The sequence below is a fragment of the Herbidospora sakaeratensis genome (assembly GCF_001570525.1).
In the GTDB taxonomy this organism is placed as follows: Bacteria; Actinomycetota; Actinomycetes; order Streptosporangiales; family Streptosporangiaceae; genus Herbidospora; species Herbidospora sakaeratensis.
The window spans coordinates 202,611-228,194 of sequence record NZ_BBXC01000012.1 but is presented as its reverse complement, the minus strand read 5'-3'; the positions used below and the strand labels follow the sequence as shown (position 1 = coordinate 228,194).

Sequence of the window (25,584 nt, the reverse complement as noted above, 5' to 3'; positions counted from 1 at the left end):
CGGTCGGCCAACCGGGCTCCTTCTGATTTCCGCCTACTCGCCGATGCGCTCCGCGAGCTCCATCCACTCGAGCTCGGTGGTCTCCTTCTGGGCCCCGAGGTCGCGCAGCTCGGCGTCGAGCTTCCCGAGCTTCTCGAAGTCGCTGGCCGCCTCGGCCATCTGCGCGTGCACCTTCGCCTCGCGCTCCGACAACTTGTCGAGCTGCCGCTCCAGCCGGCTCAGTTCCTTCTGCAGCTCCCGCAGCTCCTTCTGGGAGACCTTCTTCTCCGCGGGCTCCGCGACGACCGCCACGGGCTCCGCTGAGGCCGCACGGGCCGACAGGGCCGTGCCGGCGGCGCGGCGCTCCAGGTATTCGTCGACCCCGCCGGGCAACATCGACAACCGGCCGTCGCCCAGCAGCGCGACCGTGCGGTCGGAGACCCGCTCCAGGAAGTAGCGGTCGTGGCTGACCACGACGAGGGTGCCTGGCCAGCCGTCGAGCAGGTCTTCGAGCTCGGTCAGCGTCTCGATGTCGAGGTCGTTGGTCGGCTCGTCGAGCAGCAGGACGTTGGGTTCGTCCATGATGAGCCGCAGCAGCTGGAGCCGCCGCCGCTCGCCGCCCGACAGGTCGCCGACGACCTTCCACTGCGCCTCGCCCTTGAAGCCGAGGCGTTCGAGCAGCTGGGAGGCGGTCCATTCCTTCTTGCCGACGGTGATGTACTTGCGGATCTCCTCGACCGTCTCCAGCACGCGCCGGGTGGGGTCGAGCTCGGCGAGCTCCTGCGACAGGTGGGCCAGCTTGACCGTGCGGCCCTGGACCAGCTTCCCCTCGTCGGGCGTGACCGTGCCCGACAGCAGGCGCAGCACGGTCGACTTGCCCGAGCCGTTGACGCCGATCAGGCCGATGCGGTCGCCGGGGCCGAACTGCCAGGTGCAGTGGTCGAGCACGAGCGGGCCCGTGTTCGGGCCACCGGCGTGGAGGGTGACATTCTCCAGGTCGTACACCGTCTTGCCGAGGCGCGCGGTCGCGAACCTGAGCAGTTCGACGGTCTCGCGGGCCGGCGGCACGTCGGCGATGAGCGCCTCGGCGGCGTTGATGCGGAACTTCGGCTTGGACGTGCGGGCGGGCGGGCCGCGCCGCAACCAGGCGATCTCTTTCCGCATGAGGTTCTGCCGCCGGTCTTCGGCCGCCTGGGCGATGCGCGCCCGTTCGGCCTTGGCCAGCACGAACGCGGCGTAGCCGCCCTCGTAGCGCTCGACGGAACCGTCGACGACCTCCCAGGTGCGGGTCGAGACGGCGTCGAGGAACCAGCGGTCGTGGGTGACGACGAGGAGGGCCGACTTGCGCGCCGACAGGTGGCCGGCGAGCCAGGCGATGGCCTCGATGTCGAGGTGGTTGGTGGGCTCGTCGAGCACGATCAGGTCGTGGTCGCCGATGAGCAGCTTCGCCAGCGCCGTGCGGCGGCGTTCGCCGCCGGACAGGGCGCCCGCGTGGGCCGACAGGTCGAGGTCGCCGAGCAGGTTGGCGAGGATCTCGCGGACCTGGGCGTCGCCGGCCCACTCGTGTTCGGCCTTCTCGCCGAGCACGATGTCGCGGATCGGCGCGTCGGGGTCGAAGAGGTCGCGCTGGGCGAGCACCCCGACGCGCAGGTTGCGCGTGTGGGTGACCCGCCCGCTGTCGGGGGTGAGCTCACCGGCGATGATCGAGACGAGGGTGGTCTTGCCGCCACCGTTACGCCCGACGACACCGATGCGCTCGCCCGCTTCGACCCCGAGCGACACCCCGGTGAGCAGCGCCTTCGGGCCGAAGGCATGGGAGACGGATTCGAGATTGACCAGATTCATCGCCCGCCAAGCCTATCTAGACGATCGCGGCTCCCGGCACGGGTCCGGAGGCGACGACCGCCTCACGGCAACTGGTGAGCGCGACGGCCAGTTCCCGCGCGTGCATCTCGTCGGCGGCCAGGAACGCGCAGGTCGGCCCGGAGCCCGACACGAGCGCGCCGAGGGCGCCCAGCTCGCGTCCTTCGTCGAGGGTGCGGTGGAGGGAGCGGCGCAACATGATGGCGGCGGGCTGGAGGTCGTTGACGAGCGCGGGCCCGAGCGCCGCGGCGTCGCCGTTCGCCAGGGCCTCGGTCAGCGCGTCGCTCAGAACCGGCCAGGCGGCGTGTTCGCCGGTGGCCTCCCTGATGCGGTCGCACTCGCCGTAGACCTGCGGCGTCGACAGGCCGCCGTCGGCCAGCGCGAACACCCAGTGGAAGACGCCCGAGACCTCCATCGGCGTCAGGACCTCGCCCTTGCCGGTGCCGACGGCGGTGCCGCCGAGCAGCGCGAACGGCACGTCGCTGCCGAGCGTGCCGCCGATCTCCATCAGTTCTTCGCGGGTCTTGCCGAGGTTCCACAGGGCGTCGCACGCGACGAGCGCGGCGGCGGCGTCGGCGCTGCCCCCGGCCATGCCGCCCGCGACGGGGATGGTCTTCTTGATCTCCAGCCGGACGCCCCGGCCGGGCGCGAGCGCGTGGGCGGCCCGGGCGGCCAGGTTGTCGGCCCCGAGCGGCACGTCGGCGTGGTCACAGACGACCTCGACCCGGTCTGACTCCGACGCGGTGACCTCGTCGAACAGGGAGACGGCCTGGAAGACGTTGACGAGGTCGTGAAAGCCGTCGTCGCGGATGGGGCCGACGGAGAGCTGAAGATTGACCTTGGCGGGCACACGCACGGTAATCACGTGACGGGAGCCTAGCGGCGGTGTTCGGCGATCCGGGCGAAGTCGGCCACGTCGAGCTGTTCGCCCCGGGCCTGCGGGTCGACGCCCGCCTTCACCAGCGCCTCCTCGGCCAGCACCGGGGAGCCCGCCCAGCCCGCCAGGGCGGCGCGCAGGGTCTTGCGCCGCTGGGCGAACGCGGCGTCGATCGCGGCGAACACCTCTTCTCTGGTGGCGGTGGTCGCCGGAGGCTCACGTCGTACAAGAGAGACCAGGCCGGAGTCGACGTTGGGGGCCGGCCAGAAGACGTTGCGCCCGACCGGGCCCGCGCGGCGGACGTCGGCGTACCAGGCGGCCTTGACCGACGGCACCCCGTAGACGCGGGAGCCGGGACGGGCGGCCAGCCGGTCGGCGACCTCCGACTGCACCATCACCAGGCCCCGGCGCAGCTCGGGCAGGATCTGCAGCAGGTGCAGCACGACCGGGACCGACACGTTGTAGGGCAGGTTGGCGACCAGCGCGGTCGGGCGGCTCGGCAGGTCATCCGGAACGATGCGCAAGGCGTCGGCCTGGACGACCCGCAGCCGGTCGGCGTAGTCAGGAAGCATGACCGTGACCGTCTCGGGGAGCTGCCGCGCCAGCACCGGATCGATCTCGACCGCGACGACCTCGGCGACCTCCGACAACAACGCCAGCGTCAGCGACCCGAGCCCCGGCCCGACCTCGATGACCACGTCGTCGGCCGCCACCTCGGCGACCCTGACGATCTTGCGGACGGTGCCGCCGTCGATCACGAAGTTCTGCCCGAGCTTCTTGGTGGGCCGGATGTTCAACTTCTCGGCTAGCGTGCGCACCTCGACGGGCCCGAGCAGACTCATGCAACCAGTGTCGGGCATGCGAACGCGTCGATTTACCTGTTCGCGACCCCCGCAGGCAATCCATGCTGGCGATTGCCCCGAATCCCCCATGAACGCGCACAGGCCCTAGGAGAGCCCTCAGATGGAACCGACCGGCGCCGAGCCGCTCCGCCCCGACGATCCCGCCACGATCGGGACCTACCGGCTTCTGGGCCGCCTGGGCGAGGGCGGCATGGGCACGGTCTACCTGGCCGTCACCGAGGGCCGCCTGGTCGCGCTCAAAGTGGTCCGCTCCCAGCTCGCCGACGACGCCTTCGCGGCCCGTTTCCACGGCGAGGTCGAGAACGCCCGCAAGGTGGCCTCGTTCTGCACCGCGCAGGTGCTCGACAACGGCAACACCGCCGACGGACGGCCCTACATGGTGACCGAGTACATCGCCGGCACCCCGCTCAACCGGCAGATCGCCCAGGAGGGCCCGCTCGAACCCGGACCGCTCCACGGCGTGGCCCTGGGCGTGGCGGCGGCGCTGGCGGCCATCCACGTGGCGGGCCTGGTGCACCGCGACCTGAAGCCGGCCAACGTGATCCTGTCGTTGTCGGGCCCGCGTGTGATCGACTTCGGCATCGCCCGCGCGCTCGACGCCTCCCACGACTTCACCCAGGCCGGGGAGCTCCTCGGCAGCCCCGGCTGGTGGGCGCCCGAGCAGGTGCGCGGCGAGCCGGTCAGCCCGTGGACCGACGTCTTCGCCTGGGGCTGCCTGGTGGCCTACGCCGGCACCGGCCGCCACCCCTACGGCCAGGGCAACATGGTGACCCTGGCGGCCCGCGTCCTGAACAGCCGCCCCGACCTGGGCGCGCTCCCCGAGCCGCTGAACGAGCTGGTCCGCCTGGCCACCGACCCCGACCCGACCCGCCGCCCGACCGCCCAGGACCTGCTGATCGCCCTGGTCGGCGGCGCCCTGCCGACGGTCTCGGCGCGCGACCCCGAGGTCCGGCAGGCCGAGCCTCTGGTGCCCGTGGAGGAGCTGAACCGGACCCTCCAGCAGAGCCTCCCAGAACCCGCCCAGGCGGCGGAGCCGGTCGCCGAGCCGGACACCACGGTCGCGCCACCGATCAAGCCACCCCGATCCCGGTCCGACCGGTGGCTCATCGCGGCCGTGGTGATCTTCGTCGCCTTCGTGGTCAGCGTCGGGGTGCTGGTCGTGTCGGGTGACAACGAACCGCGCACCGCCGTGCAGATCGCCGCGCAGGAGGCCGCCGACGGCGACGTCGGCCGGCGGATCACCGTCGGGGCCGGGTTCGGCGTCGACCTGGTCGTCACCAAGGACCCGCGCTGCGGCCTGCGTGACTTCGAGGGGGTCGCGGCGGCGCGGGGCGCGTTCTGCGTGATCCCGTGGAGCATGGTCAACACCGGCGGCGAACTGGTCTCGATCGCGGCCACGCCGGTGCTGCTCGACGACGCGGGCACCACCTACCAGGCCCACCGCCTCTCCACGCCGCTGCCCAGCGGGCTGCGGCCCGGCGGCCGCTCCGACGGCATGCTCGTGTTCGACCTCCCCGACGACCGCGTCCCCGCCCGGCTCCAGTTCGGCGGCGGCCTGGAGGTGGCCCTGTGACCCGGCTGCTCGCCGCCCTCGTGCTCGGCGCCGCCCTCTTCCCGTCCGGTACGGCCACCGCCGCGTCCTGCGCGGACACGGCCCACGCCGTCGGCGACCCCTTCGCCGAGACCGTCACCTTCGGCGGCCGGACCCTCAAGGCCCCCGGCGGCGAGACCGGCACCGGCTTCGGCTGGGCCGTGGCCACCGCCCACGTCGACGGCGACCGCTGCCTCGACGTCGTCGTCGGCGCCCCCTACGCCGGGGCCGGCGACGAGGGCGCGGTCTACGTGTTCGGCGCGGGCGGCGTGCGGACCGTGACCGCTGAGGACCCGGAGAAGGACGCCCACTTCGGCTGGTCGCTCGCGGCGGCCGACCTGCCGGGCGGCGCGGTGCTGGCCGTCGGCGAACCGCACGCCGACGACCCGCTGACCGACGCCGGGGCCGTCCACCTGCTCTCGCCGCAGGGGCGGGTGCGGCTGAACCAGGAGTCCGACGGCATGATCGGCAACGGCGAGGTCGGCGACATGTGGGGCTGGTCGCTGGCCTTCCACGGCGACCCGGCCCGGCCCGACCTGGCGGTCGGCGTGCCCTACGAGGACAACGACGGCACCGGCGTGCAGGTCGCCAGCGGCATCGTCGACGCGGGGACCGTCGTCGTCATCCGGGACGTGTTGTCGGGGGCGCCCTACACGACCAGGAAATGGGACCTCGGGCAGGCGACCAAGGACGTGCCGGAAGAGAAAGGCAACCGCTTCGGCTGGACGCTGGCCGCCACCCGGATAGGCGGCACCGACTACCTGGCCGCAGGCGCGCCCCTCGCCGGGCCGCGCGACGCCGGGATGGTGCAGCTGTGGGCCGACCTCGAACCCGTCAGGGCCGTCACCGTGCCGGGCACGACGGGCCTCGGCTGGGCCCTGGCGTTCACCGGCGACGGGCGGCTCGCCATGGGCCACCCCTACACGAAGGGGGCGACGGGCGGCGTCCACACCAGCACGGTCGACGGACGGGTGACCGCGCTGCCGGTCCCGCCCCAGCCGGGCCAGCGGTACGGCTGGGCACTGGCGGCCGACGGGGCGTCGGGGCTGCTGATCGGCGCGCCCGACCGCAACGGCGTCGGCGCGGTCTTCACCTCGGCGGCGACCCCGGCGCCGACCGGCTCGGTCGACTACGGCCATGCCGTCGACTAGGGGCTCAGAGGCGGTCGCCGCACTCCGGCCAGGCGCGTTTCCAGTCGCCGGCCAACCGCTGGTAGAGCAGCTGGGCCCGGTAGGTCTGCTCGGCCTTCGGCCAGTCAGTCGGCCGCTTCTCCCCGCCGACCGCGCGCCACATCTTCAGCCCGAACCCGTAGAGCCCGCCGGGGCCCGACACGCACCGCGCCAGGGCGTCCCAGTTCAGCGCGGCCACGTCGGCCGAGATCGGGATCGTGTGGGGCGGCAGGCCGGGGGTCACCCGGATCACCGTGTCCTCGGGCGGGAAGGTCGACAGGCCGGGCGACACCTTGTCGCCCTCGCCGAGTTCGACGCCCGCCTCCTCCAGGACCTCTTCGACGGTCCGGCCGATCGTCGTGGTCTCGATGCGCATGCTGCCGGCCACGATCGTCACCTTGCGGTGCGACCGCGCGTTCAGCTGGAACCCCTCGACCGGGATCTGCCGCAGCCGGGTCGTCGACAACTGCAGCTTGTTGGGGTTCATCTTGAGCTCTTCGAGCGCGTCCTGGACGTTGAGAGCCGTGGTCAGATGGGTGCTGGAGGTGCCGTCGAGGGTGAGCGTCAGCGGCCGGGCGTGCCTGACCACGATCGTCATGTCGTCGCCGATCTCGGCCGCCGGCGGGGGCGAGACCATGTCGCCCTTCTCGTAGGGCACCCCGGCGGCCTTCAGCACGCCGCGCACGTCGGCCGCGAACGACCGGTGGGTGGTCAGTTTTCCGTCGACGTCGAGGGTGATCTCGCGGGCCAGCCCGACCCCGGTGACCACGCCGACCGAGGCCCCCAGCGCGGCGGCGCACACCACGGCCAGCCACGGACGGACCAGCGCCCGCAATCGCGACGGCGTCTCAGCGGGTTTCTCGACCGGATGTTCCCAGCCCGACAATTGGCTGCCCGTGTCGCGCGCGGGGCTCTCCAACGTCGGGGAATACACGGATGCGTCCTTCCGGAAGCGCCATGGTCAACTCACACCGTACCGTGACATCCCATTACCAATCACCGAAAACGCGCGGACCGTTCACATTGATGATCTCCGCGAGCGCCTCCGGCGTCGTGCCCTTCACCTCCGCGAGGCAGCGCAGGGTCAGCGGGATCAGGTAGGGCGCGTTGGGCTTGCCCCGGTGGGGCGTCGGCGGCAGATAGGGCGCGTCGGTCTCGACCAGGATCAGCTCGGCCGGGGCGACCTTCGCGGCCTCCCGCAGGTAGGCGGCGTTCTTGTAGGTGACCGGGCCCGAGAACGACAGGTAGTAACCCGCCTCGACGCACCGCTTGGCCATCTCGGCGTCGCCCGAATAACTGTGGAAGACGACGACGTCGGGAGCGCCTTGGTCGGAGAGCACGTCGAGGACGGCGTCGTGGGCGTCGCGGTCGTGGATCACCAGCGCCTTGCCGGTGCGCTTGGCGATCTCGATGTGCGCCCGGAACGAGGCGTGCTGATCGTCCTTGGACGCCCAGTCGCGGTAGAAGTCGAGGCCGGTCTCGCCGACGGCCCGCACGTGGTCGAGCCGGGCCAGCGCCTCGATGCGGTCGAGCACCTCGGGGGTGGCCGCGTGGGCCTCGTTGGGGTGGATCGCCACGCCGGCGTAGACGCCCTCGTGGTCACGGGCGATCTCGGCGCCCCACTCGGAGGAGCGCAGGTCGTAGCCGATCGTGACCAGGCGGCTCACCCCGACCGACCGGGCCTCGTCGAGGATGCGGTCGACGCTCGCCCCGGCCGCCTGGGCGGCCAGGGCGACGGGATCGCCGGACGACGCCTTGCGCTCCCCGACCATGATGTCGAGGTGGCAGTGACTGTCGAACACCTCGGCGCCGAGCGCCTCGGGGAGCGGAACGGACATCAGTTTTCCAGTCTGGCCAGTTCTTCGTCGACGATCTTCGCGTCGAGCTTGGCGAACAGCGGCTTCGGCGCGGCCAGCGGAGTGCCCGACTGGATCGGCGTGTGCTCCCACTTCGCCGCGCCGTTGTAGTCACCGGTGATCACCGGGTAGGAGCGGCCGCCCTGCTCGTCGACCTCGCGGATCTCCGGCATGCCGGACCAGACGCCCTGGCCGCCGAGCATCTCGTGGATCTTGTTGGACGAGTTCGGCAGGAACGGGGTGAGCAGCGTCTTGGCGTCGTCGACGACCTGGAGCGCCACGTGGAGGATGCTGCCCTGGCGGACCGGGTCGTCCTTGATCTTCCAGGGCTCCTGCTCGGCCAGGTAGCGGTTGGCGTCGCGGACCACGTCGAACGCCTCGGTGACCGCGTTCTTGAACCGCGACCGCCCGAGCTCCGCGCCGACCGCCGGGAAGGCCGACTTCGACCGCGCCAGGAGTGCCCGGTCGGCGTCGGTCAGGTCGACCGCGTCGGGGATCGTGCCGAAGTTCTTGGACGCCATCGAGATCGACCGGTTGACCAGGTTGCCCCACGCCGCGACGAGCTCGCCGTTGTTGCGGTTGAGGAACTCCGACCAGGTGAAGTCGGTGTCCTGGTTCTCGGGGCCGGCGACCGCGATGTAGTAGCGCAGCGCGTCGGCCGAGTAGCGCTCCAGGAAGTCGCGGACGTAGATGACGACCGACCGCGAGGAGGAGAACTTGCGCCCCTCCATGGTCAGGAACTCGCTCGACACCACCTCGGAGGGCAGGTCGAGCCGCCCCAGCGACCCGGCCGCACCGCCCCGGGCGCCCTCTCCGTTGTAGCCGAGCAACATCGCCGGCCAGATCTCGGAGTGGAAGACGATGTTGTCCTTGCCCATGAAGTAGTAACCCCGGGCGTCGGGGTTCTGCCACCAGGCCCGCCACGCGTCGGGGTCGCCCGACCGGCGGGCCCACTCGACCGAGGCGCTCAGGTAGCCGATGACCGCGTCGAACCAGACGTAGAGACGCTTGTCGTTGCGGTCGCTCCACCCGTCGAGCGGGATCGGCACGCCCCAGTCGAGGTCACGGCTGATCGCGCGCGGCTGCAGGTCGCCCAGCAGGTTGAGCGAGAACTTCAGCACGTTGGGCCGCCACTCGCCCTGCTTGCCCTGCAACCAGGTGCCGAGCGCGTCGGCGAAGGCCGGCAGGTCGAGCATGAAGTGCTCGGTCTCGATGAACTTCGGCGTCTCGCCGTTGATCTTCGACTTGGGGTTGATCAGGTCTATCGGGTCGAGCTGGTTGCCGCAGTTGTCGCACTGGTCGCCCCGCGCGCCGTCGTAACCGCAGATCGGGCAGGTGCCCTCGATGTAGCGGTCGGGCAGGGTGCGCCCGGTGGACGGGGAGACCGCGCCCATCGTGGTCTTGGGGAAGATGTAGCCGTTCTTGTGCAGCCCGAGGAAGATCTCCTGGGCGACGGCGTAGTGGTTGAGCGTGGTGGTCCGGGTGAACAGGTCGTAGGAGAGACCGAGGGCCGTCAGGTCTTCGGCGATGACCCGGTTGTAACGGTCGGCGAGCTCCCGGGCGGAGACGCCTTCCTTGTCGGCCTGGACCTGGATCGGCGTGCCGTGCTCGTCGGTGCCGGACACCATCAGCACCTTGTTGCCCGCCATCCGCTGGTAGCGGCTGAAGACGTCGGACGGCACGCCGAACCCGGAGACGTGCCCGATGTGGCGTGGCCCGTTGGCATAGGGCCACGCGACGGCGGTCAAGATGTGCTGAGACATGCATCCAAGCCTAGAGGCATCCGACTACAGCGTCGGCTGCTTATTCACCGCCTCGGCGGCCTCCTCGGCGGCGGAGGCGGCGATGTCGGCCGGGGTCTCACGCGAGCGGCGGATGCCCAGGATCGAGATGAAGAGCGAGGCGAAGATCGTCTGGAAGCTCATGATGAAGGCGGTCGCCGACGGCACGACCAGACGCAGCGACTCGGCCGGGATCAGCTCGCCGAAGCCCTTGCCGCCCCAGTGGGCCAGCGAGGCCACCAGGCCGACCAGACCGGCCAGGGCCAGCAGGCCGCCGATGATGAGGCCGCGTTCGAGGGTGACGATGTCGATCAGTTTCCTGATCCGCGGCGACTCGGGCAGGAAGCCCTCCTCGGCGGCGTACACCTTGGTGAACAGGGCGAACAGCACCGCTTGGAAGCCGATCACCACCATCGCCGAGGCGCCCACGAGGGTGTCGACGTCGAAGGCGAGCTGGCCGATGTAGACCGGGCCGAAGGTCAGCGCCGTGCCGACGATCAAGCCGAAGATCATCAGGGCCAGGCCCGGGATGAAGAACAACCAGCGGGGGCTGTAGAGGAGCAGGAAGCGCAGGTGGCGCCAGCCGTCGCGCCAGGAGCGCAGGTGCGGCGGGCGGGAGCGGCCGTCGGGGGCCAGCGTGGTCGGCACCTCGCGCACGTCGAGGCCCTGGAGGGTGGCCTTCACGACCATCTCGGAGGCGAACTCCATGCCGCCGGTCTGCAGGCCCAGCTTGAGGATCGAGTCACGGCGGAAGCCGCGCAGCCCGCAGTGGAAGTCCTGGATGGCGCTCGGGAAGAACAGGCGGCCCACGAACGACAACACCGGGTTGCCTAGGTAGCGGTGGAGCGGGGGCATGGCGCCGGGGGCGATGCCGCCCTTGAAGCGGTTGCCCATGACGAGCTCGCCGCCCTTGCGCAGCTCCTCGACGAACGGCATCAAGTTGGTGAAGTCGTAGGAGTCGTCGGCGTCGCCCATGATCACGTACTTGCCGCGGGCGGCGCGGATGCCGCCGATGAGGGCGTTGCCGTAGCCCTTCTGGTCGATGTGCACGACCCGGGCGCCGGCGTCGCGGGCGAGCTGCTGCGAGCCGTCGGTGCTGCCGTTGTCGGCGATCACCACCTCGCCGTCGATCCCGTGCTCGCGCATGCAGGCCAGGGCCTTCGTCACGCACACCTCCACGGTCTCCGCCTCGTTGAGGCACGGCATGACCACTGTCAGTTCCACGTTCGTTACCCCTGCCGTTTACACCTGTGATCGCCGGTCATTAGTCAGACCATGATGCCGTCTGCCCCAAGGGGGGCGGGTCAAGTCCCGAAAACCCCTGGCATTCTGTAACCATGGTCGCGGTCGCGGAACCCGCCGTCACAGGCGCCCCCCAGGTCACCTGGAAGGAGCGTCTCGTCGTCACGCTGCGCAATCATCGCTGGTTCGCCGCCGCGCTCGCGGTCGGCGCGCTTCTGCGGCTCGTCACGATGCTCGGCTTCGGCCCGGCGATGTGGTTCAACGACTCCTACGACTACGTGTCGGTCGCGCTCCACCCGAGGCCCCACCCGATCAGACCGGATGGCTACGCCTTCTGGCTGCTGCTCCTGCGACCCTTTCACAGCTTCGGCCTCGTTGTCCTCACGCAACACCTGATGGGCCTGGCGACGGCCGGGCTGATCTACGCGCTGCTGGTCAAAAGGTTCGCCATGGCCGGGTGGGCCGCCACCCTGGCCACGGTGCCGGTGCTGTTCGACGCCTACCAGATCCAGCTCGAGCAGCTGATCATGAGCGACGCCATGTTCACCCTGCTGGTGACCGGGGTGATCGTGCTGGTGCTCTGGCACCGGTCGATGACCTGGAAGGTCGGCGCGGCGGTCGGCGGGCTGCTCGCGCTGACCGCGCTGACCCGCAGCATCGGCCTGCCGATCCTGGCGCTCGTGGTGGCGTTCATGCTGATCAAGCGGGTCGGCTGGAAGCCGATCGTGGCCATGCTGGTGGCCTGCGTGATCCCGGTCATCGGCTACATGGGCTGGTTCAAGGCGGTCAACGGCCCTTTCGCGATGACCCAGAGCGACGGCGTGATCCTCTACATGCGCACCGCCCTGTTCGCCGACTGCGACAAGATGGGCCTCGACCCGCGCGAAGACCTCGACCTGGCGCTGCTGTGCATCAACACGCCGGTGGCCGAGCGCGAGAAGTCGGCGCAGGCCTATCTCTGGTGGGACAACGAGAACCAGCTCCACGTCTTCGGCGCGGGCCGCAAGTTCGACGCCGAGACCAACCAGATCGCCAGCGAGTTCGCCAAACGCGCGATCACCGCCCAGCCGCTCGACTACCTGGCCGCCGTCGCCAAGGACTTCTTCCGCGCCTTCCAGTGGGGCCGCCCGGTCTTCCCCGACAACAAGACCTTCGGCCTCTACGAGTTCAGCAACAACACCACCACGAAGCTCCCCCAGTGGAGCTCCTACCGGGGCACCACCAACGGCGACGCCACCCGCTACGAGAACGGCGAGGCCGCCACTGTCAAGGTCGCCCCCTTCTCGACGTTCATGATGAGCTACCAGTCGGTGGTGCGGCTCCCGGGCACGATCCTGGGCCTGCTGCTGCTGGCCGGGCTGGTGGGCGTGGTGCAGCGCTGGCGCACACTGGGCGGCCCGGTGTTGCTGCCGTTCCTCGGGGCGGCCGGTCTCGTGCTGGCCCCGGCGGCCACCGCCGAGTTCGACTACCGCTATCTGCTCCCGGCCGTGCCGCTGGCCTGCCTGGCGGCGGCCATCGCGCTGCGGCAGGTGCGCTTCACCAGGAAACGCGCCGAAGAGCCGGTGGCGGCCGAACCGGTCGTGTCCTAGCCGGAGTGCACCGCGTTGTAGAGGTCTCGCTTCGAGACGCCCGCGTCGCGGGCCACGTCGGCGATGGCCTGCTTGCGGGTGACCCCGGTCGCCTCCAGCCGGGCGACCTCGCCGAGCAGGTCGTCCACCGAGACCTCCCGGGGGACCGCGCCGGCCACCACGATCGTGATCTCGCCCTTGGCCTCGGGGGCCCAGGCGGCGAGTTCGGCCAGACCGCCGCGCCGCACCTCTTCATAGGTCTTCGTCAGCTCCCGGCACACGGCCGCCGCACGGTCGGCGCCGAAGGCCTCGGCCATCGCCAGCAGCGCGGCCTCCAGCCGGTGCGGCGCCTCGAAGAACACCATCGTGCGCTCCTCGTCGGCCAGCTTCTCCAGCCGCCGGCTCCGGTCACCGGCCTTGCGGGGCAGGAACCCCTCGAAGCAGAAGCGGTCGCTGGCCAGCCCCGAGATCGCCAGCGCCGTGGTCACGGCCGACGGGCCCGCGAGGGCGGTCACCCGCACCCCGGCCTCGACCGCGAGCCGGGTCAGCCGGTAGCCGGGGTCGGACACGCCCGGCATGCCCGCGTCGGTGATGACCAGCACCTTCTGCCCGTCGAGCAGGTGGCCGAGCAGCTCGCGGGCGCGGGCGGCCTCGTTCTGGTCGTAGTAGGAGACGATCCGGCCGGTGATCTCGGCTTCGAGGTCGGCGGCCAGGCGGCGCAGCCGCCGGGTGTCCTCGGCGGCGATCACGTCGGCGCTCTCCAGGGCGGCCCGCAACCGCGGCGAGGCGTCGCCCGGCTGCCCGATGGGGGCCCCGGCCAGCACGAGGATTCCGTAGTCCGTCACCCCCCAAGTATGAAAGCTTCAGGTACCTGTCTCACTGCCGCGCCTCCGGCACGGCGGTCCTCGCGCTCCTACCCGACGCCTTCCCTCCTCCGCTCTGGTCGCTGCGCTCCCGGCGCTCCGTCAGTCCAGGCGTCGGCGCGCTGCGGCGTTCCGCGTTTCGCCGCATTTCCCGGCGTGGCGGTGAATTCAGAGGCCGCGCTCCCGGCGGTCCGTCCGTCCGGGTGCCGACGCGCGATGGCGTCAGGAATCGGGGTGTACGTCGTGTTCGTGACGGCGTGTCGCCAGTAGTGTGTCGCCGTGGCCGTGACAGATTTCGCTGACAAGGCGCCCGAACAGCCCGACCCGGAGGAGCGCGTGCTCTCGGTACGCGAGCGGCTGCTGCCGCCGATGCCGGGTGACGGGTTGTGGGCCTGGCTCGGCCCCGCGCTCATCGCCCTGTTCGGCGGATTCCTGCGGTTCGACCGCCTTGAGGTGCCCAAGGCGGTGGTCTTCGACGAGACCTACTACGCCAAGGACGCCTGGTCGACGCTGAAGTACGGCGTGGAGACCCAGTTCCTCGACGGCGACGCCGCCAACCAGGCGATGTTGCGCGGCGACGACAACATCTTCAAGGTCTGTCAGAACGTCGCCGACTGCGGCTCCTACGTCGTCCACCCGCCACTCGGCAAGTGGATGATCGCCCTCGGCGAGTGGATGTTCGGGCTGAACCCGTTCGGCTGGCGGTTCGCCGCCGCGCTGGTCGGCACGATCTCGATCTTCCTGCTGGCCCGGCTGGCCCGCCGGATGACCCGCTCGACCGTGCTGGGCTGCCTGGCCGGCTTCCTGCTCGCCGTCGACGGCCTGCACTTCGTTCTGTCGCGCACCGCCCTGCTCGACATCTTCCTGATGTTCTGGCTGCTGGCCGGGTTCGCCTGCCTGGTCGTCGACCGCGACAAGTCCCGCGAACGGCTGGCCGACTGGTACGAGAACTCCCCCATCAGCGACCTGGGCCCCCGGTTGGGCCTGCGTCCGTGGCGGCTGGCCGCCGGGTTGTGCCTGGGTGCCGCGCTGGCCACCAAGTGGACCGGCATCCTGTTCATCGCCGCGTTCGGGATCATGACCGTCCTGTGGGACCTGGGCGCCCGCCGCGCGGTCGGGCTGCGCCGCCCGCTGCTGGCGACGCTGAAGCTCGACGTGCCGCTCGCCTTCGCCTGGGTGGCGATCACGTCCCTGGTCGTGTACGCCGTCTCGTTCGTCGGCTGGTTCGCGGGCGACCGCGGCTACGGCCGCAACTGGGCCGAGGCCACCTCGGGCGGCTGGCAGAACTTCGTGTTCAGCTCGGTCAGATCGTGGATCGACTACCAGACCCAGATCCTGTCGTTCCACACCGGCCTGGAGACCACCCACCCCTACCAGTCGCAACCGTGGCAGTGGCCGCTGCTCACCCGCCCGGTGGCGTTCTTCTACGAGTCGCCCTCGGGCTGCGGCGCCGACAGCTGCTCGTGGGCCGTGCTCGGCACCGGCACCCCGATCATCTGGTACGCCGGTCTCGCCGCCCTCATCGCCATGATCGCCTGGTACGTCGCCACCCGCGACTGGCGGGCCGGGGCGGTCCTGCTGGGCTACGCGGCGGGCTGGTTGCCCTGGTTCTACTTCGCCTGGGCCGACAACCGCACGATGTTCCTCTTCTACGCCATCCCGATGGTGCCCTTCATGATCCTGGGCATCGCGCTGGCGGCGGGCCTGTTGATCGGCCCGGCGTCGGCTCCGCTGCAGCGGCGGCGCGCCGGCGCCATCGCGGTCGGCGTGTTCGCCCTGCTGTCGCTGCTGAACTTCTGGTGGCTCTATCCGGTGTTGTCGGCGGAGCTGCTGCCGTACCAGGACTGGTATGACCGGATGCTGTTCAAGAAGGGCTGGATCTGACCTCTGGCGGGGCGGTCCGTATCGTGAGTCACTAGGGGGGTGGTCCCGAGTGTCTCTCGGTCGTCGTCAACGGTGGGTGCCATACGGCAGACTGCGGGTCATGCCCGCACCTGACGTGGCGGCCCTCCTCGCCGAGCTGGAGCGAGCCGAGCCGGATGTCGCCGACTCGGCTCGTGTCGCCGTGGAGTGGCTCACCGGCGGCGAGGCCCTTGAGACGATCAGCCAGCTCGACGTCTGCGAGTTCCTCTGGTACGCCCTTCCGATCAAGGTGACGGGCGACCGCCACGGGATCGCCCGCGCCCTCGGGCGCCTGTTCGAGCTGGGCGGCATGGAGCGTTATGCCGCCCTCTGCGACTCGCCCACGACCACCCGCATCCTGCGCGTCTACGCCCGTGACGGCGAGGAGGCCGGCACCGCCGCCTACCAGGACGCCGTGGAGGCGACCGGAGTGCTCCCTCCGGACGTCCCGGAGCTCAGTTGGAGCTCCATCATGGGTCCGGAGGAACTGGGCGCCCACGTGGCCTGCGCGGCCGCCCTCGAACTGGCCCTGGTGTCGGGCGAGTTGCCGCAACCCGGCGCGAAGGCGTTCCTGAAGGGCCGCCTCGACCTCACCCGGCGCTGGCTGACCAGCCCGCGCCCCGAGCTCGGCGGCGACTGCTGGCTCCACCGCGTGCACGGCGAACGCCTCAACCGGTGGGTGCTCGGCCGGGGCCGTCCCCGGCGGGAGCTCGCCCAGCCGTTCGAGGTGCGGCTGCACGCGCCCGTCCCGGCGCCCGACGAGCCCCATCTGGCCTCGTTGTGGTGGCTGCTCGACTGGGCCGAGACCGGCGGGGTGCCGCTGACCCAGAAGTTCAACGTCGCCCGCGCCCTGGTGATCGAGTCGGTCGAGCTGTTCGGCTGGGACACGCTGACGTCGGGAACCGTGCGGGGCGAGGCCGACGTGCCGACCCTGACGATGCTGCGCGAGATCGTGATGGGCGAGCTGAAGGCGGTCCGGCGGACCGGCCGCAAACTCGTGCTGACCTCGGCCGGCCGCAAGCTGGCCGACAACCCCGACGTCCTGTGGACCGCCGTCACGGCGACCCTGCTGACCCCGGCCAAGGGCGAGCACGACTTCGAGGTGTCCATCCGCGAGTCGGCGCTGATGCTGCTGGCCGACGGGGCCGCGTACAGCTATCCCGACCTGTGCGAACGCGTCGCCGAGGTGGTCAACGGCGAGGGCTGGCGCTCGGCCGCCGGCGCGCAGGTGAGCGCCCGCGACCTGGGCGGCCCGATGGGCGAGTTCCAGCGCCGCCTCGACGCGCTCGACCTGCGCGTGTCGTGTGACTGGCGGTCGACCTGGCAGCTCACCCCGGTCGGTCAGGCGGCGGCGCTGTCGGCGCTGCGCACCCAGGCCCTGCGGCCCCGGCAGTACGCGGGGCTCGGCTGAAATGAGTCACCGGCCCCGCGCAGCGGATGCGGGGGGCCGGGCGTTCTATAGACATGACGGGTGACATGCTCCAGGAGTCGGGCGATGTTCTCGTCACCCTCTATCGGGAGAACCGGCTCGAACTCATCCGGCTGGCCCTGCTGCTGGTGGGCGACCGGGAGACCGCCGAAGACATCGTCCAGGACGTGTTCGCCCGGCTGCACGGCCGCCGGCCCGACGTGCTGACCCTGGCCTATGTGCGATCGAGCGTGCTCAACGGGGCGCGTTCGGCGTTACGCCGCCGCAGGGTGGCCCTGCACAAACCGCCCGCGGCGCTGGTCCCGGCCGAGTCGGCCGAGGCCGCCGCGCTGCTGGGCGAGACCCGCCAGGAGGTCCTGACCGCGGTGACCCGGCTGCCCGCCCGGCAGCGGGAGACGCTGGTGCTGCGCTACTACCTCGACCTGTCCGACGCCGAGATCGCGGACGTGACCGGCCTGCGCCAGAGCACGGTCCGCTCGACTGTCATGCGGGCGCTGAACCGCCTCGAACGGGAGCTGAGGGCGCCGGGATGAGCGACATCGAAGACCTGCTGAAAGACGCCTTCGCCGCGAAGGCCGCCACCGTAGCCGACGACGGCCACACCCATCCCGTGCCGCCGCCCCACCGGTCGTTCTCACTGCGCTGGCTCGCGCCGGTCGCCGTCGCGGTCTGCCTCGTCGTCGTGGCGAGCGGCATCATGTTCGCGGTACGCGGCCTCGCCGACCGGCCCGCACCCGCCGGGCCGTACGCCGCCCCGCCCGCCGCCCCGATCGAGCAGGTGTGGCCGCAGGCCGTCCACCAGATTCCGGCCGACGGCCCCGGCGGGCTCGCGTTCACCCCCGCCGACGTCGTCGGCGACCTGGTCGTCGGCAAGGGCGAGCAGGAGACGATCCTCCTGTACGACCTGACGCGCCGCGCCTTCAGCGTGCTGGCGACCGTGAACGCGTACACGACGAATCTGATCGCGGGCCAGGGGCACGCCGTCTGGTGGAGCGGGGGCGCCCTGTGGTCGGTGCCGCTGACCGGCGGCGAACCCCTGAGGCTGGCCGCCCTGGAGCCGTCGCCGTCGTCGCTCACCGGGCTCGGCATCGCCAACGGCATGGTGGTCTGGTCGACGGTCGACTCGCCCGTCCAGCAGGTCCCGCTGTCCGGGGGCGGCGTCAGCGAGGTGCCGGGCTCGACGGGATACGTCCTGATGGAGTGGCCGTGGGCGAGCCGGGGACGCGACGAACTGCTCAACCTCCGCGACGGTTCCCGGCCGACGGCGTCCGTGCCGCCCGAGCGGACGGTCTGGTTCGGCTGCGGCCCCGAATGGTGCGCCGACCTGCTGGAGGCGTGGCGGCGCGACGGCACGGCCGCCCGGCCGTTCCCCGGCCGGCCGTCGGCCCGGCTGTGGGGCTGGCACGTCGTCCACCTCCTCCAGCCCGACCCGAACGGCGAACGCGGCTCGGCCCTCTACGACCTGGCCAGCGGTAAGGCCGGGCACATCATGCTCCATCCCGGCCCGAGCGGCGGCGTCCCGAGCCTGGTGCTCGGCGACCGGGCGACCTACTACCGGCAGGGCGACACGGTGACCGTCATCGACATGGACGCCCTGCGCTGACCGCTCAGGGCACCGCGGCCAGGAACAGGTAGCTGCCGCACAGCGCGAGGTGCACCCCCGCCTGCAGCAGCGTCGCCCGCCCCAGCAGGACGGTCAGCGTGCTGACGACGGCGGTGAGCATCAGCAGCACGATGTGCACCGCGCCCAGCCCGAGCATGAGCGGCCCGGAGAGCCAGATCGAGGCCACCGCGATCGTCGGGATGGTCAGCCCGATGCTGGCCATGGCCGACCCGAGCGCGAGGTTGAAGCTGATCTGCGTGCGGTCGCGCCGCGCGTTGCGGGCGGCCGCGAGGGTCTCGGGCAGCAGCACCAGCAGCGCGATGACCACCCCGACCACCGACGGGGGCAGCCCGGCGGCGAAGACGGCGTCCTCGATGCTCTTCGACTCGACCTTCGCCAGCCCGACGACCGCGACCAGCGCCAGGACCAGCAGCCCGAGACTGGTCAGGGCGGTCTTCCCAGATGGGACGTAGGGGTGGAAGTCGTCGTCGCCCTCGGGCACGAAGTAGTCCCGATGCCGGACGCTCTGGACGAAGACGAACAGGACGTACAGCCCGAAGGACACCACGGCGGCGAAGACGAGCTGCGGCCCCGAGAACTCGGGCCCGGGGTTGCTGGTCGTGAACGTCGGCAGCACCAGCGACAACGTCGCCAGCGTGATGACGGTGGCCAGCGCCCCGGCGGTCCCCTCGGCCCTGAACGGCGCGGTCCCCCGCTTCAGCGCCGAGACCAGCAGCGACAGGCCGACGATGCCGTTGCAGGTGATCATCACCGCGGCGAAGACGGTGTCGCGGGCCAGCGTGGCCACCCCCGGACCGCCCGAGATCATCAGCGTGACGATCAACCCGACCTCGATGACGGTGACCGCGACCGCCAGGATCAGCGACCCGAACGGCTCCCCCACCCGATGCGCGACCACCTCGGCGTGGTGGACGGCGGCCAGCACACACCCGGCCAGCAGCAACACCACCACGACTTCGACGATCGCGGGCAGCCCCCGCCCCCAGACGGCGACGAGCGCCAGCACGGCGACGGCCGGGGTGATCGACGCAGCCAGCCTCACGTGGGCGTTCACCAAGGCCCCCACTTCGGCTGCGGAGAGTGAGCGGGTCGGCCCACACGAACACGGATAGTCACCATTTCAGCATAGGAAACCGACACCGCCCACAGGCGGTCCCCGATCGCGGCGCGGCCACCGATTTCCACCGGCCGCTTCTTCACCACGACGAGTCGCCACGCGCCGGCATCGGCGGACGGCAGGTCGCCGGAGCGGTCCGTGGTGACCCCCATCGCCCTGAACGCGTCGATCTTCGAGGGTGATGTCACGATCCTGGACGAGCAGCATCCGCAGCACGAGGACGATGAGCGCGACCCCCAGGACGGCCAGCCCCACCCCACCCACGATGAGGGTGACGCCCGGGTCATCGCGCTGGCCCGGCGCGTTGACGACGGTGACCGAGAACCGCCAACGCATCCGCCGGACGTGCGCCCGCCCGCGACCACCACGAACCACGAAAGGGGCCCGCGCTCAAGCGCGGGCCCCTCAGGTAACCGCCACCGCTTCTGCAGCGCCCCCTACTGATGGCGCCGTGGCCGACTCCGAGCGGAGCCGGCCACTGCTGCGGTATGGGCTTCAGCCCTTGCTTACCCCCTGCACGTCAACCCGCTTGTCGGCCCGGGACGCCATCGGCTGCTGAATCTCGACGGTGACGTTGTACTCCCCGACCATCGGCACCCGCGTGACCGCCTGATAAGTGCCGGGTTGCCCGGACACCTCGGTCATGACGATGGGCCCCTGCCGATGGGCCATCGGCATGGAGACCATGTCCGTATAGGCCACGACCTGCCCCTTGGTGATCGGGTTGTAGGAGCCGGGCGTACTCACCCGGGCCTCGATCCGCACCTGCAGCTCACCGAGGTGGGCGGCGGTCACATCGATCGACGCCGCAGGCTGCTCCTTGGCTCCCGTCGCCGCTTGAGCTCCCCGGTCCGCCGCCGGTTGCCCGTCGGCTGCCGGAGCGGCGACCGTGGGTGCCGCCCCCGTCGGCCAGGTGACGAGGAAGCCGACCACCCCAATGATCAGGGCGGACGTCATCCCGACGCAGACTCCGAGGACCAAACCGTGGCCGAACGGGCTCAGCCCGGTGGATTTCCGCGGACGGCGTCCGCCGGGCCCGGCCTGCCGGCGTGACGGTGCCGGCCTGTCGCGCGTCTCGTCCGGCGACTTGAGCTTGCTCATCAGGCTCACCGCGCCCTCCGCCCGTGACTGGCCCGGCCGCTCTGAGCCATCGCGCCGAGTCGCGCGATGGGCTCCTGCGGGTCGGCGGGTGCCGGCATCCGCAACGGAGTCTCGTTGATCGGCGTCAGGTCCGGCCGGACGGTGGAGTTCACCCGGAACAACCCCCACTGTCCACCGATGAGATGACGGGGCAGCGTGGACGAGCGGTAGAGGTAGTCGCCCGGTGTGGCGCGGAACCCGCCGGCCCCACCGGTGACCCTCGGGTCGAGAACGATGTTGTAGGTGACGCCCGGGTTGAACTGGCCCTGGGTGGCCGCGATCTGGGACTGCGGGTCATTGGGTGAACGGCGCCAGGTGTGGCCGTGCAGGGCGAAGCTCGTGGAGCGTGGGTTGCCGACGGCCTGCCCGACCCGGAAGACCGTCTTGTCACCGATGTACGCCTGGAACAGCGGCGTCGCCGGGTCGCCGTGCACCTGGGAACTGAAGATGTTGGTGATGTTCTGGTCCACGGCGTACCGGTGTGACCAGGGTTCGTTGCGGTAGTTGATGGAGAGCTCTCCCTGGTCCTCCGGATCGTCGACCTCCCGGCTCGGCTGGAGCACCAGGTCGAGGTTGTCCGGCACGGGCTGACCGTTTTTGCGGAACAGTGCCAGGTCGCTGTTCATCAGGACGATGTTCTCCCGGAAGTCCGGCTGCGTCGGGTGGGTGATCAGTGCGCTGGTGCCGCTGCTCAGCGGTAGACCGGTCACCGGGTCCCGGAAGTCGGAGCCGGGCGGCTCGATGATCAGCGCCCCATACAGGCCGTGGTGCAGATGGTTCTGCACGTCGGCGAGGTCCCGCAGCAGCGCCATTCCGGTGACGTCCCGGGGCAGCTCCCAGTAGTACTGCGTGCTCCGCCCGGGTGCCACCGCCTGAGGTGGCGTCGACTGGACGAGTTGAGCGCTGATCGACGCCTTCGCACTCACCGGAAAGGGCTTGAAGCCCGGGATGTTGTGCTCGTTTTTGGGCGGCTGGTCAATGCACTGCGGGAAGCGCAGCTCCTCCTCCTTGAATCCGAGCTGCCCCGGTTCCAGCGCTTCGTGGCAGTGCGGTCTCATCTTCCTCGGGTCGAGCTTGTTGGTGAAGTTGATCTTCAGGCAGTCGCCCGCGTTCGCGCGGATCACCAGTGGTTCGGGCTGCTTCAGGCCGGCCCGCAGCGCCTGCTCGTCGGCCGCCAGCGCGTACATCAGACCGTGCGGATCGTGATCGCCGGCCTTGTTGTAGGTGATGTCCCTGTTCATGGCGACGATGTCGAAGGTCCGGGCCGTACCGGTCGGGCAGCTTGTCATGGTGCTCGGCCAGCCATGCCACCTCTCCGGCGTCCGACTGGACGGCCTCTCGTCGTGCGTGCAGGTGTTCCGCGGGAAGTCCGGCAACTCCGCGATCGGTCTCTTCCCGCGCATCGGATTGGAGCACGAGAAGAGTCGCAGCGGCCCCCAGGCTCCGAGGAACCAGTCATCGGCACCGGCGTAGTTGTACTGGAAGTCCATCTTCATCATGTCCGGCGATCTCGACGGCAGTTCATCCGGCGGGATGGACACGTCGAAATATTCGAGCATGCCGATGTGCTGCGCCGAGATGACGTTCGATTCAGGGTCCCGGGGCTCGAATCTCCACCGGAACCGGTCGAGGTTGAATCCGTGTGACTCCTCCTGAGAGAGCTGGAAGAGCCGGACCTTCACCGGGTCACCCCGGTACGCCTTGAGGATCGGCGTGAACGGATCCCCATGGACCCTCGAGTCGAACAGCTTCGCCGGGTCGGCGTCCCTACGGGCCTCGAACGGCTCCAGCCGGTAGTTGACCCCCATGCCGCCCTGGTCGTCGTTGCTCGACGGGAACTTGGCCGGGAAGATCGGCACCCCGAATTTGGTGACGAACCTGTCTCCTCTCTTGGGCGGCTGGAACAGCGGCACATGGTCCTCGATGAAGAGGGAGAAGTTGCGGTAGTCACGGCCGTCGGTGCGCAGGCCGTTGATATCGACCGCAGGCTTGCAGTGCAGGTCGAAGATGGTCCCGATAGGCGCCCGGAACGCTTCGAACCTGGGCTTGTTCGGCAGTACCGGCACACACCCGGCCGGGTGGATGGTGGAGCCGCCAAAGAGCCCGTTCTTCTGATGGACGTTCGGGAAGAAGTGGTCGTGGAATGAGTTCGTCGCCGTGTTCTCGTGCACGAAGTCGCGGTAGATGATCGTCTGGCCCGGTTGGGCGCCCTGGTCGTAGTTCCACCCATTGGAGGCTCCGTCCGACGTCAGCACGTCGAACTGCACCATGTGCTGGTGGATGCCGACCTCGTTGGTCTCCTGCGCATGGTCGAAGACGTTGCCGCCAAACCTCCGGGGCAGCTCGTTGGTCAGTTTGTAGACCACGCAATCGCCGACGTTGAGGATGGGCGCGAAGGGCTCCGGTTTTCGGCCGGCCCGCACCGCGTGTTTGTCAGACTGCGACACGTAGACGCGTGCCTGTGGGTTGGTCCACTTCAGCTCCGGGTTGTACATCTGCCGGATCTGGATGGCCGCGACGTTGTACGTCTTGGTGGGGCGGCCAGCGGGGCACGGGTTTTGGAAGAAGCCCCCCGGCACTTGCGCGCCCGGGTCGGCCGCTCTCCTTTCCAGGAAGGTCGGCGGGAAGACTCCGTTTGCCGATCGCTCGGCGACCCCGAGCGGCGGCTTCGGCGCCTTGAAGCCGAACTTCCCCGGGATGAAGAACGGAAAGCCGGGTGTGGCCGGAGCGGGCGAAGGAGGTGGATTGACACCGGGGACATTCAGCCGGTAGTCGTGGTCCGCCAGCGGCTCCAGCCGCGGCACGGGCGTGCCGTCCGGGTTCTTCTGCGCTCCGTCCGCCAGCTTGTCCAGGGTGCGGTTGAGGCCCCACATGCCGCTGGCGAAGTGCGGATAGAGGTGGCAGTGGAAGATGATGTCGCCGAAGGTCGCGGGTTTGCCGTTTCTCGCCGACCCCGCGCCGCCCTGGACGATCAGGCCGTAGTGGCTACCCGGGGATACCGACTGCACGTCGAGGATGTTGGTCGTCCTCGTCCGATGGGTGGGCTTGCTGATCTGGTCGATGCCGCCCTCGTCCGCCGGGTCGAACATCCAGCGGTTGACGTGCCAGTGGAAGGTATGGGTTTCGAACTCGGCGGGGTGCAGCAGCCGCACCTGGGTCGGCTCGCCGCGGTAGTTCGCGTACACCAGATCCCCACCGCCGGGGTCGCCGTATGCCCACGAGGAGAGTGAAGTCTCCTCACCGATGCAGCGCTCCGCGTTGAATCCCTGAGCGTTGCGCCTGGCTGCCGGACAACCCACCTCCTCGCGGTTGGCCCCGAGCTCGGAGCGGTAGTTGAAGGCGAACCACTCAAGCTTGATCGGAGTCTCGCCCTGCACCAGGGCGTCCGCATCGCCACCGCCGAGGCCGGGGAGCGTGCCCTGGGTCAGCAGTTTGAGCTGGTATCTCGTGGGCTTCACGCACTCGCTGCCGGCCGCCATCATCTCGGCTCGGCTGCGGCAGAAGCGGGTGAGGATGCCCGGCTCCGCTTCCACCTCATCGTGCATGAACAGCACGTGCTCCCGGAAGTCCACGCCGTCCGGCCGCTCGATGATGGCCCGGGTCCCCGAAGCCAGTGGCTGGCCGGTGCGGGAGTCCACCCAGGTCGCCCCGGGTGCCTCGATGACGAACGCGCCGAACGCCCCGAAAGCGTGTGAGCCGATGAAGCGCACATCGCCGTTGGCGTCCACCGGCCGGGTCTGCTGGGAGGTGAAGTCCGCTCCGTCCTTGAACTGGAACTCCCCCTCGGTGTTGGCGAAGAGGCGGTAGGTGATGGTCTGGCCGGGCCCGGCGGTGGAGTCGGGGTTGTTTCCGACGACGGTGCCGTCCGAGTCCTTGACGTCGTAGACGAGGCCGTCGAAGTGCATGGAGGCGTTCGGGGCCTTCGCCGGGTCGAAGTCGTTGTCCGGAACGGTGAGAGCGGGAGCGAACTGCCGCGGGATGCGCGTCACCGTGCCGGGCGGCTTCAGGATCTCGCCCGGCAGTGTGAAGATCGCGGCGTTGCGCACGTACTTGTTCAGGGGCGGCGCCGGCTCGTTGAGCCGGTTGGTGAACCGCACCTCGATACAGTCGCCCCGGTTGGCCCGCAGGGCCAACGGCTCGATCAGATCCGTCTCATCCGCTCTGGCCGGGTCCGCGGCGTGCGCGTAGTTGGCGCGTACCGCCGCGATGTTCTGGTTCAGGACGTACATACGCCCCTCCGGCACAACGTCACCGAAGCGGTTGAGGAACAGCGGCACGTTGATCAGGGAGACGTCGAAGGTCCTGGGCGTTTTCCCGACACACGGATGGACTCGGGCTTCTCGACGGTCAGGCACCCGTTCGGCGATCGCGTCGCCCATCATCCACATCGACCCCCCGACGCCGGCTATCCACAGGCCCGCACCGGTGACCAAAAGCAACCTGAGCGGCCAGGGCCGGCCGCGGGACCGGCGCGTCAGCAGGACAGCCACAGCGACGGCGAGTATGAGGAGAGGGCTTATATCGGTGTACAGCGCGGACACGCGTCCTCCTACTAATGACCATGGTTCGATCCCCTCGGAAGGCGTGGAAACTGGACACGACCAGAGGCGGCGGTCGGTAACGCCGCACGATTGACCCGAGACTTCCGATTAGGCAGATACCGTTCTATCCGCATCAACCCCCGGCCCCAGCTACGCATTGTTCGCCGAAAAGTGCGCGT

The 25,584-nt window shown here is 70.2% G+C and carries 19 protein-coding genes; 8 read left to right on the top strand and 11 right to left on the bottom strand.

Annotation, left to right across the window (positions count from 1 at the left end; translation table 11 throughout):
* Positions 1-33: 33 nt before the first annotated feature.
* Genes AW271_RS19870 through rsmA form a run of 3 tightly spaced genes read right to left on the bottom strand, consistent with a single transcriptional unit; the run spans position 34 to position 3,561 of the window.
* Positions 34-1,824, bottom strand: a complete 1,791-nt coding sequence (locus AW271_RS19870) for an ABC-F family ATP-binding cassette domain-containing protein (RefSeq protein ID WP_062338879.1) — start codon at positions 1,822-1,824, stop codon at positions 34-36.
* A 16-nt stretch (positions 1,825-1,840) separates the two neighbouring features.
* The gene (locus AW271_RS19865; RefSeq protein ID WP_062339121.1) at positions 1,841-2,704 is read right to left on the bottom strand and encodes a 4-(cytidine 5'-diphospho)-2-C-methyl-D-erythritol kinase; all 864 of its coding nucleotides are present in this window, start codon (positions 2,702-2,704) and stop codon (positions 1,841-1,843) included.
* 14 nt (positions 2,705-2,718) lie between these two features.
* A complete protein-coding gene (gene rsmA / locus AW271_RS19860; RefSeq protein ID WP_157554411.1) occupies positions 2,719-3,561 on the bottom strand; it encodes a 16S rRNA (adenine(1518)-N(6)/adenine(1519)-N(6))-dimethyltransferase RsmA in 843 nt (280 codons plus the stop codon).
* A gap of 121 nt (positions 3,562-3,682) precedes the next feature.
* Between rsmA and AW271_RS43165 the strand changes: the two genes are divergently transcribed.
* Together AW271_RS43165 and AW271_RS19850 are read left to right on the top strand one after the other, a co-directional pair.
* A complete protein-coding gene (locus tag AW271_RS43165) occupies positions 3,683-5,155 on the top strand; it encodes a serine/threonine-protein kinase (protein WP_062338877.1) in 1,473 nt (490 codons plus the stop codon).
* Positions 5,152-6,324, top strand: a complete 1,173-nt coding sequence (locus tag AW271_RS19850) for an FG-GAP repeat protein (RefSeq protein WP_062338876.1) — start codon at positions 5,152-5,154, stop codon at positions 6,322-6,324. The genes AW271_RS43165 and AW271_RS19850 overlap by 4 nt, the downstream gene beginning before the upstream one ends.
* A 4-nt stretch (positions 6,325-6,328) precedes the next feature.
* On the opposite strand, the gene AW271_RS19845 is transcribed toward AW271_RS19850, so the two are convergent.
* The 4 genes from AW271_RS19845 to AW271_RS19830 are packed head-to-tail and all read right to left on the bottom strand — an operon-like array spanning position 6,329 to position 11,203.
* A complete protein-coding gene (locus AW271_RS19845; RefSeq protein WP_083976894.1) occupies positions 6,329-7,276 on the bottom strand; it encodes a ubiquitin-like domain-containing protein in 948 nt (315 codons plus the stop codon).
* A 55-nt stretch (positions 7,277-7,331) separates the two neighbouring features.
* A complete protein-coding gene (locus tag AW271_RS19840; RefSeq protein WP_062338874.1) occupies positions 7,332-8,180 on the bottom strand; it encodes a TatD family hydrolase in 849 nt (282 codons plus the stop codon).
* Entirely contained in the window at positions 8,180-9,961 is a 1,782-nt protein-coding gene (gene metG / locus AW271_RS19835) for a methionine--tRNA ligase (RefSeq protein ID WP_062338873.1), read from the bottom strand. Before metG ends, AW271_RS19840 begins: the two co-directional genes overlap by 1 nt.
* Positions 9,962-9,985: 24 nt before the next feature.
* Complete coding sequence (locus tag AW271_RS19830) at positions 9,986-11,203, bottom strand: glycosyltransferase (RefSeq protein ID WP_063818037.1); 1,218 nt, start codon at positions 11,201-11,203, stop codon at positions 9,986-9,988.
* Positions 11,204-11,316: 113 nt separating this feature from the next.
* On the opposite strand from AW271_RS19830, the gene AW271_RS19825 reads away from it, so the two are divergent.
* Positions 11,317-12,810: a hypothetical protein gene (locus AW271_RS19825; RefSeq protein WP_062338871.1), complete on the top strand. Its 1,494-nt coding sequence runs from the start codon at positions 11,317-11,319 to the stop codon at positions 12,808-12,810.
* Here the strand turns inward: AW271_RS19825 and rsmI are convergent.
* On the bottom strand, positions 12,807-13,634 hold the full coding sequence (rsmI, locus tag AW271_RS19820; protein ID WP_083976892.1) for a 16S rRNA (cytidine(1402)-2'-O)-methyltransferase: 828 nt from the start codon (positions 13,632-13,634) through the stop codon (positions 12,807-12,809). The genes AW271_RS19825 and rsmI overlap by 4 nt on opposite strands.
* A 297-nt stretch (positions 13,635-13,931) precedes the next feature.
* On the opposite strand from rsmI, the gene AW271_RS19815 reads away from it, so the two are divergent.
* From AW271_RS19815 to AW271_RS19800, 4 genes are all read left to right on the top strand, one after another.
* On the top strand, positions 13,932-15,536 hold the full coding sequence (locus tag AW271_RS19815; protein ID WP_062338870.1) for a dolichyl-phosphate-mannose--protein mannosyltransferase: 1,605 nt from the start codon (positions 13,932-13,934) through the stop codon (positions 15,534-15,536).
* A 100-nt stretch (positions 15,537-15,636) separates the two neighbouring features.
* Entirely contained in the window at positions 15,637-16,965 is a 1,329-nt protein-coding gene (locus AW271_RS19810; RefSeq protein ID WP_062338869.1) for a hypothetical protein, read from the top strand.
* A 53-nt stretch (positions 16,966-17,018) separates the two neighbouring features.
* On the top strand, positions 17,019-17,516 hold the full coding sequence (locus AW271_RS19805) for a sigma-70 family RNA polymerase sigma factor (RefSeq protein ID WP_245653113.1): 498 nt from the start codon (positions 17,019-17,021) through the stop codon (positions 17,514-17,516).
* Positions 17,513-18,586: a hypothetical protein gene (locus tag AW271_RS19800; protein WP_062338868.1), complete on the top strand. Its 1,074-nt coding sequence runs from the start codon at positions 17,513-17,515 to the stop codon at positions 18,584-18,586. The genes AW271_RS19805 and AW271_RS19800 overlap by 4 nt, the downstream gene beginning before the upstream one ends.
* Positions 18,587-18,590: 4 nt before the next feature.
* On the opposite strand, the gene AW271_RS19795 is transcribed toward AW271_RS19800, so the two are convergent.
* Positions 18,591-19,649, bottom strand: a complete 1,059-nt coding sequence (locus tag AW271_RS19795; protein ID WP_218008104.1) for a calcium:cation antiporter — start codon at positions 19,647-19,649, stop codon at positions 18,591-18,593.
* A 213-nt stretch (positions 19,650-19,862) separates the two neighbouring features.
* Here AW271_RS19795 and AW271_RS41110 point away from each other — a divergent pair, with 213 nt between their 5' ends.
* Positions 19,863-20,168, top strand: a complete 306-nt coding sequence (locus AW271_RS41110) for a hypothetical protein (RefSeq protein WP_062338867.1) — start codon at positions 19,863-19,865, stop codon at positions 20,166-20,168.
* 51 nt (positions 20,169-20,219) lie between these two features.
* Here AW271_RS41110 and AW271_RS19785 read toward each other — a convergent pair whose 3' ends face one another.
* The gene (locus AW271_RS19785; protein WP_157554409.1) at positions 20,220-20,825 is read right to left on the bottom strand and encodes a hypothetical protein; all 606 of its coding nucleotides are present in this window, start codon (positions 20,823-20,825) and stop codon (positions 20,220-20,222) included.
* Between the two features lie 5 nt (positions 20,826-20,830).
* Positions 20,831-25,405, bottom strand: coding sequence for a hypothetical protein (locus AW271_RS19780; RefSeq protein ID WP_157554407.1), 4,575 nt, complete (start codon positions 25,403-25,405; stop codon positions 20,831-20,833).
* Positions 25,406-25,584: the final 179 nt, after the last annotated feature.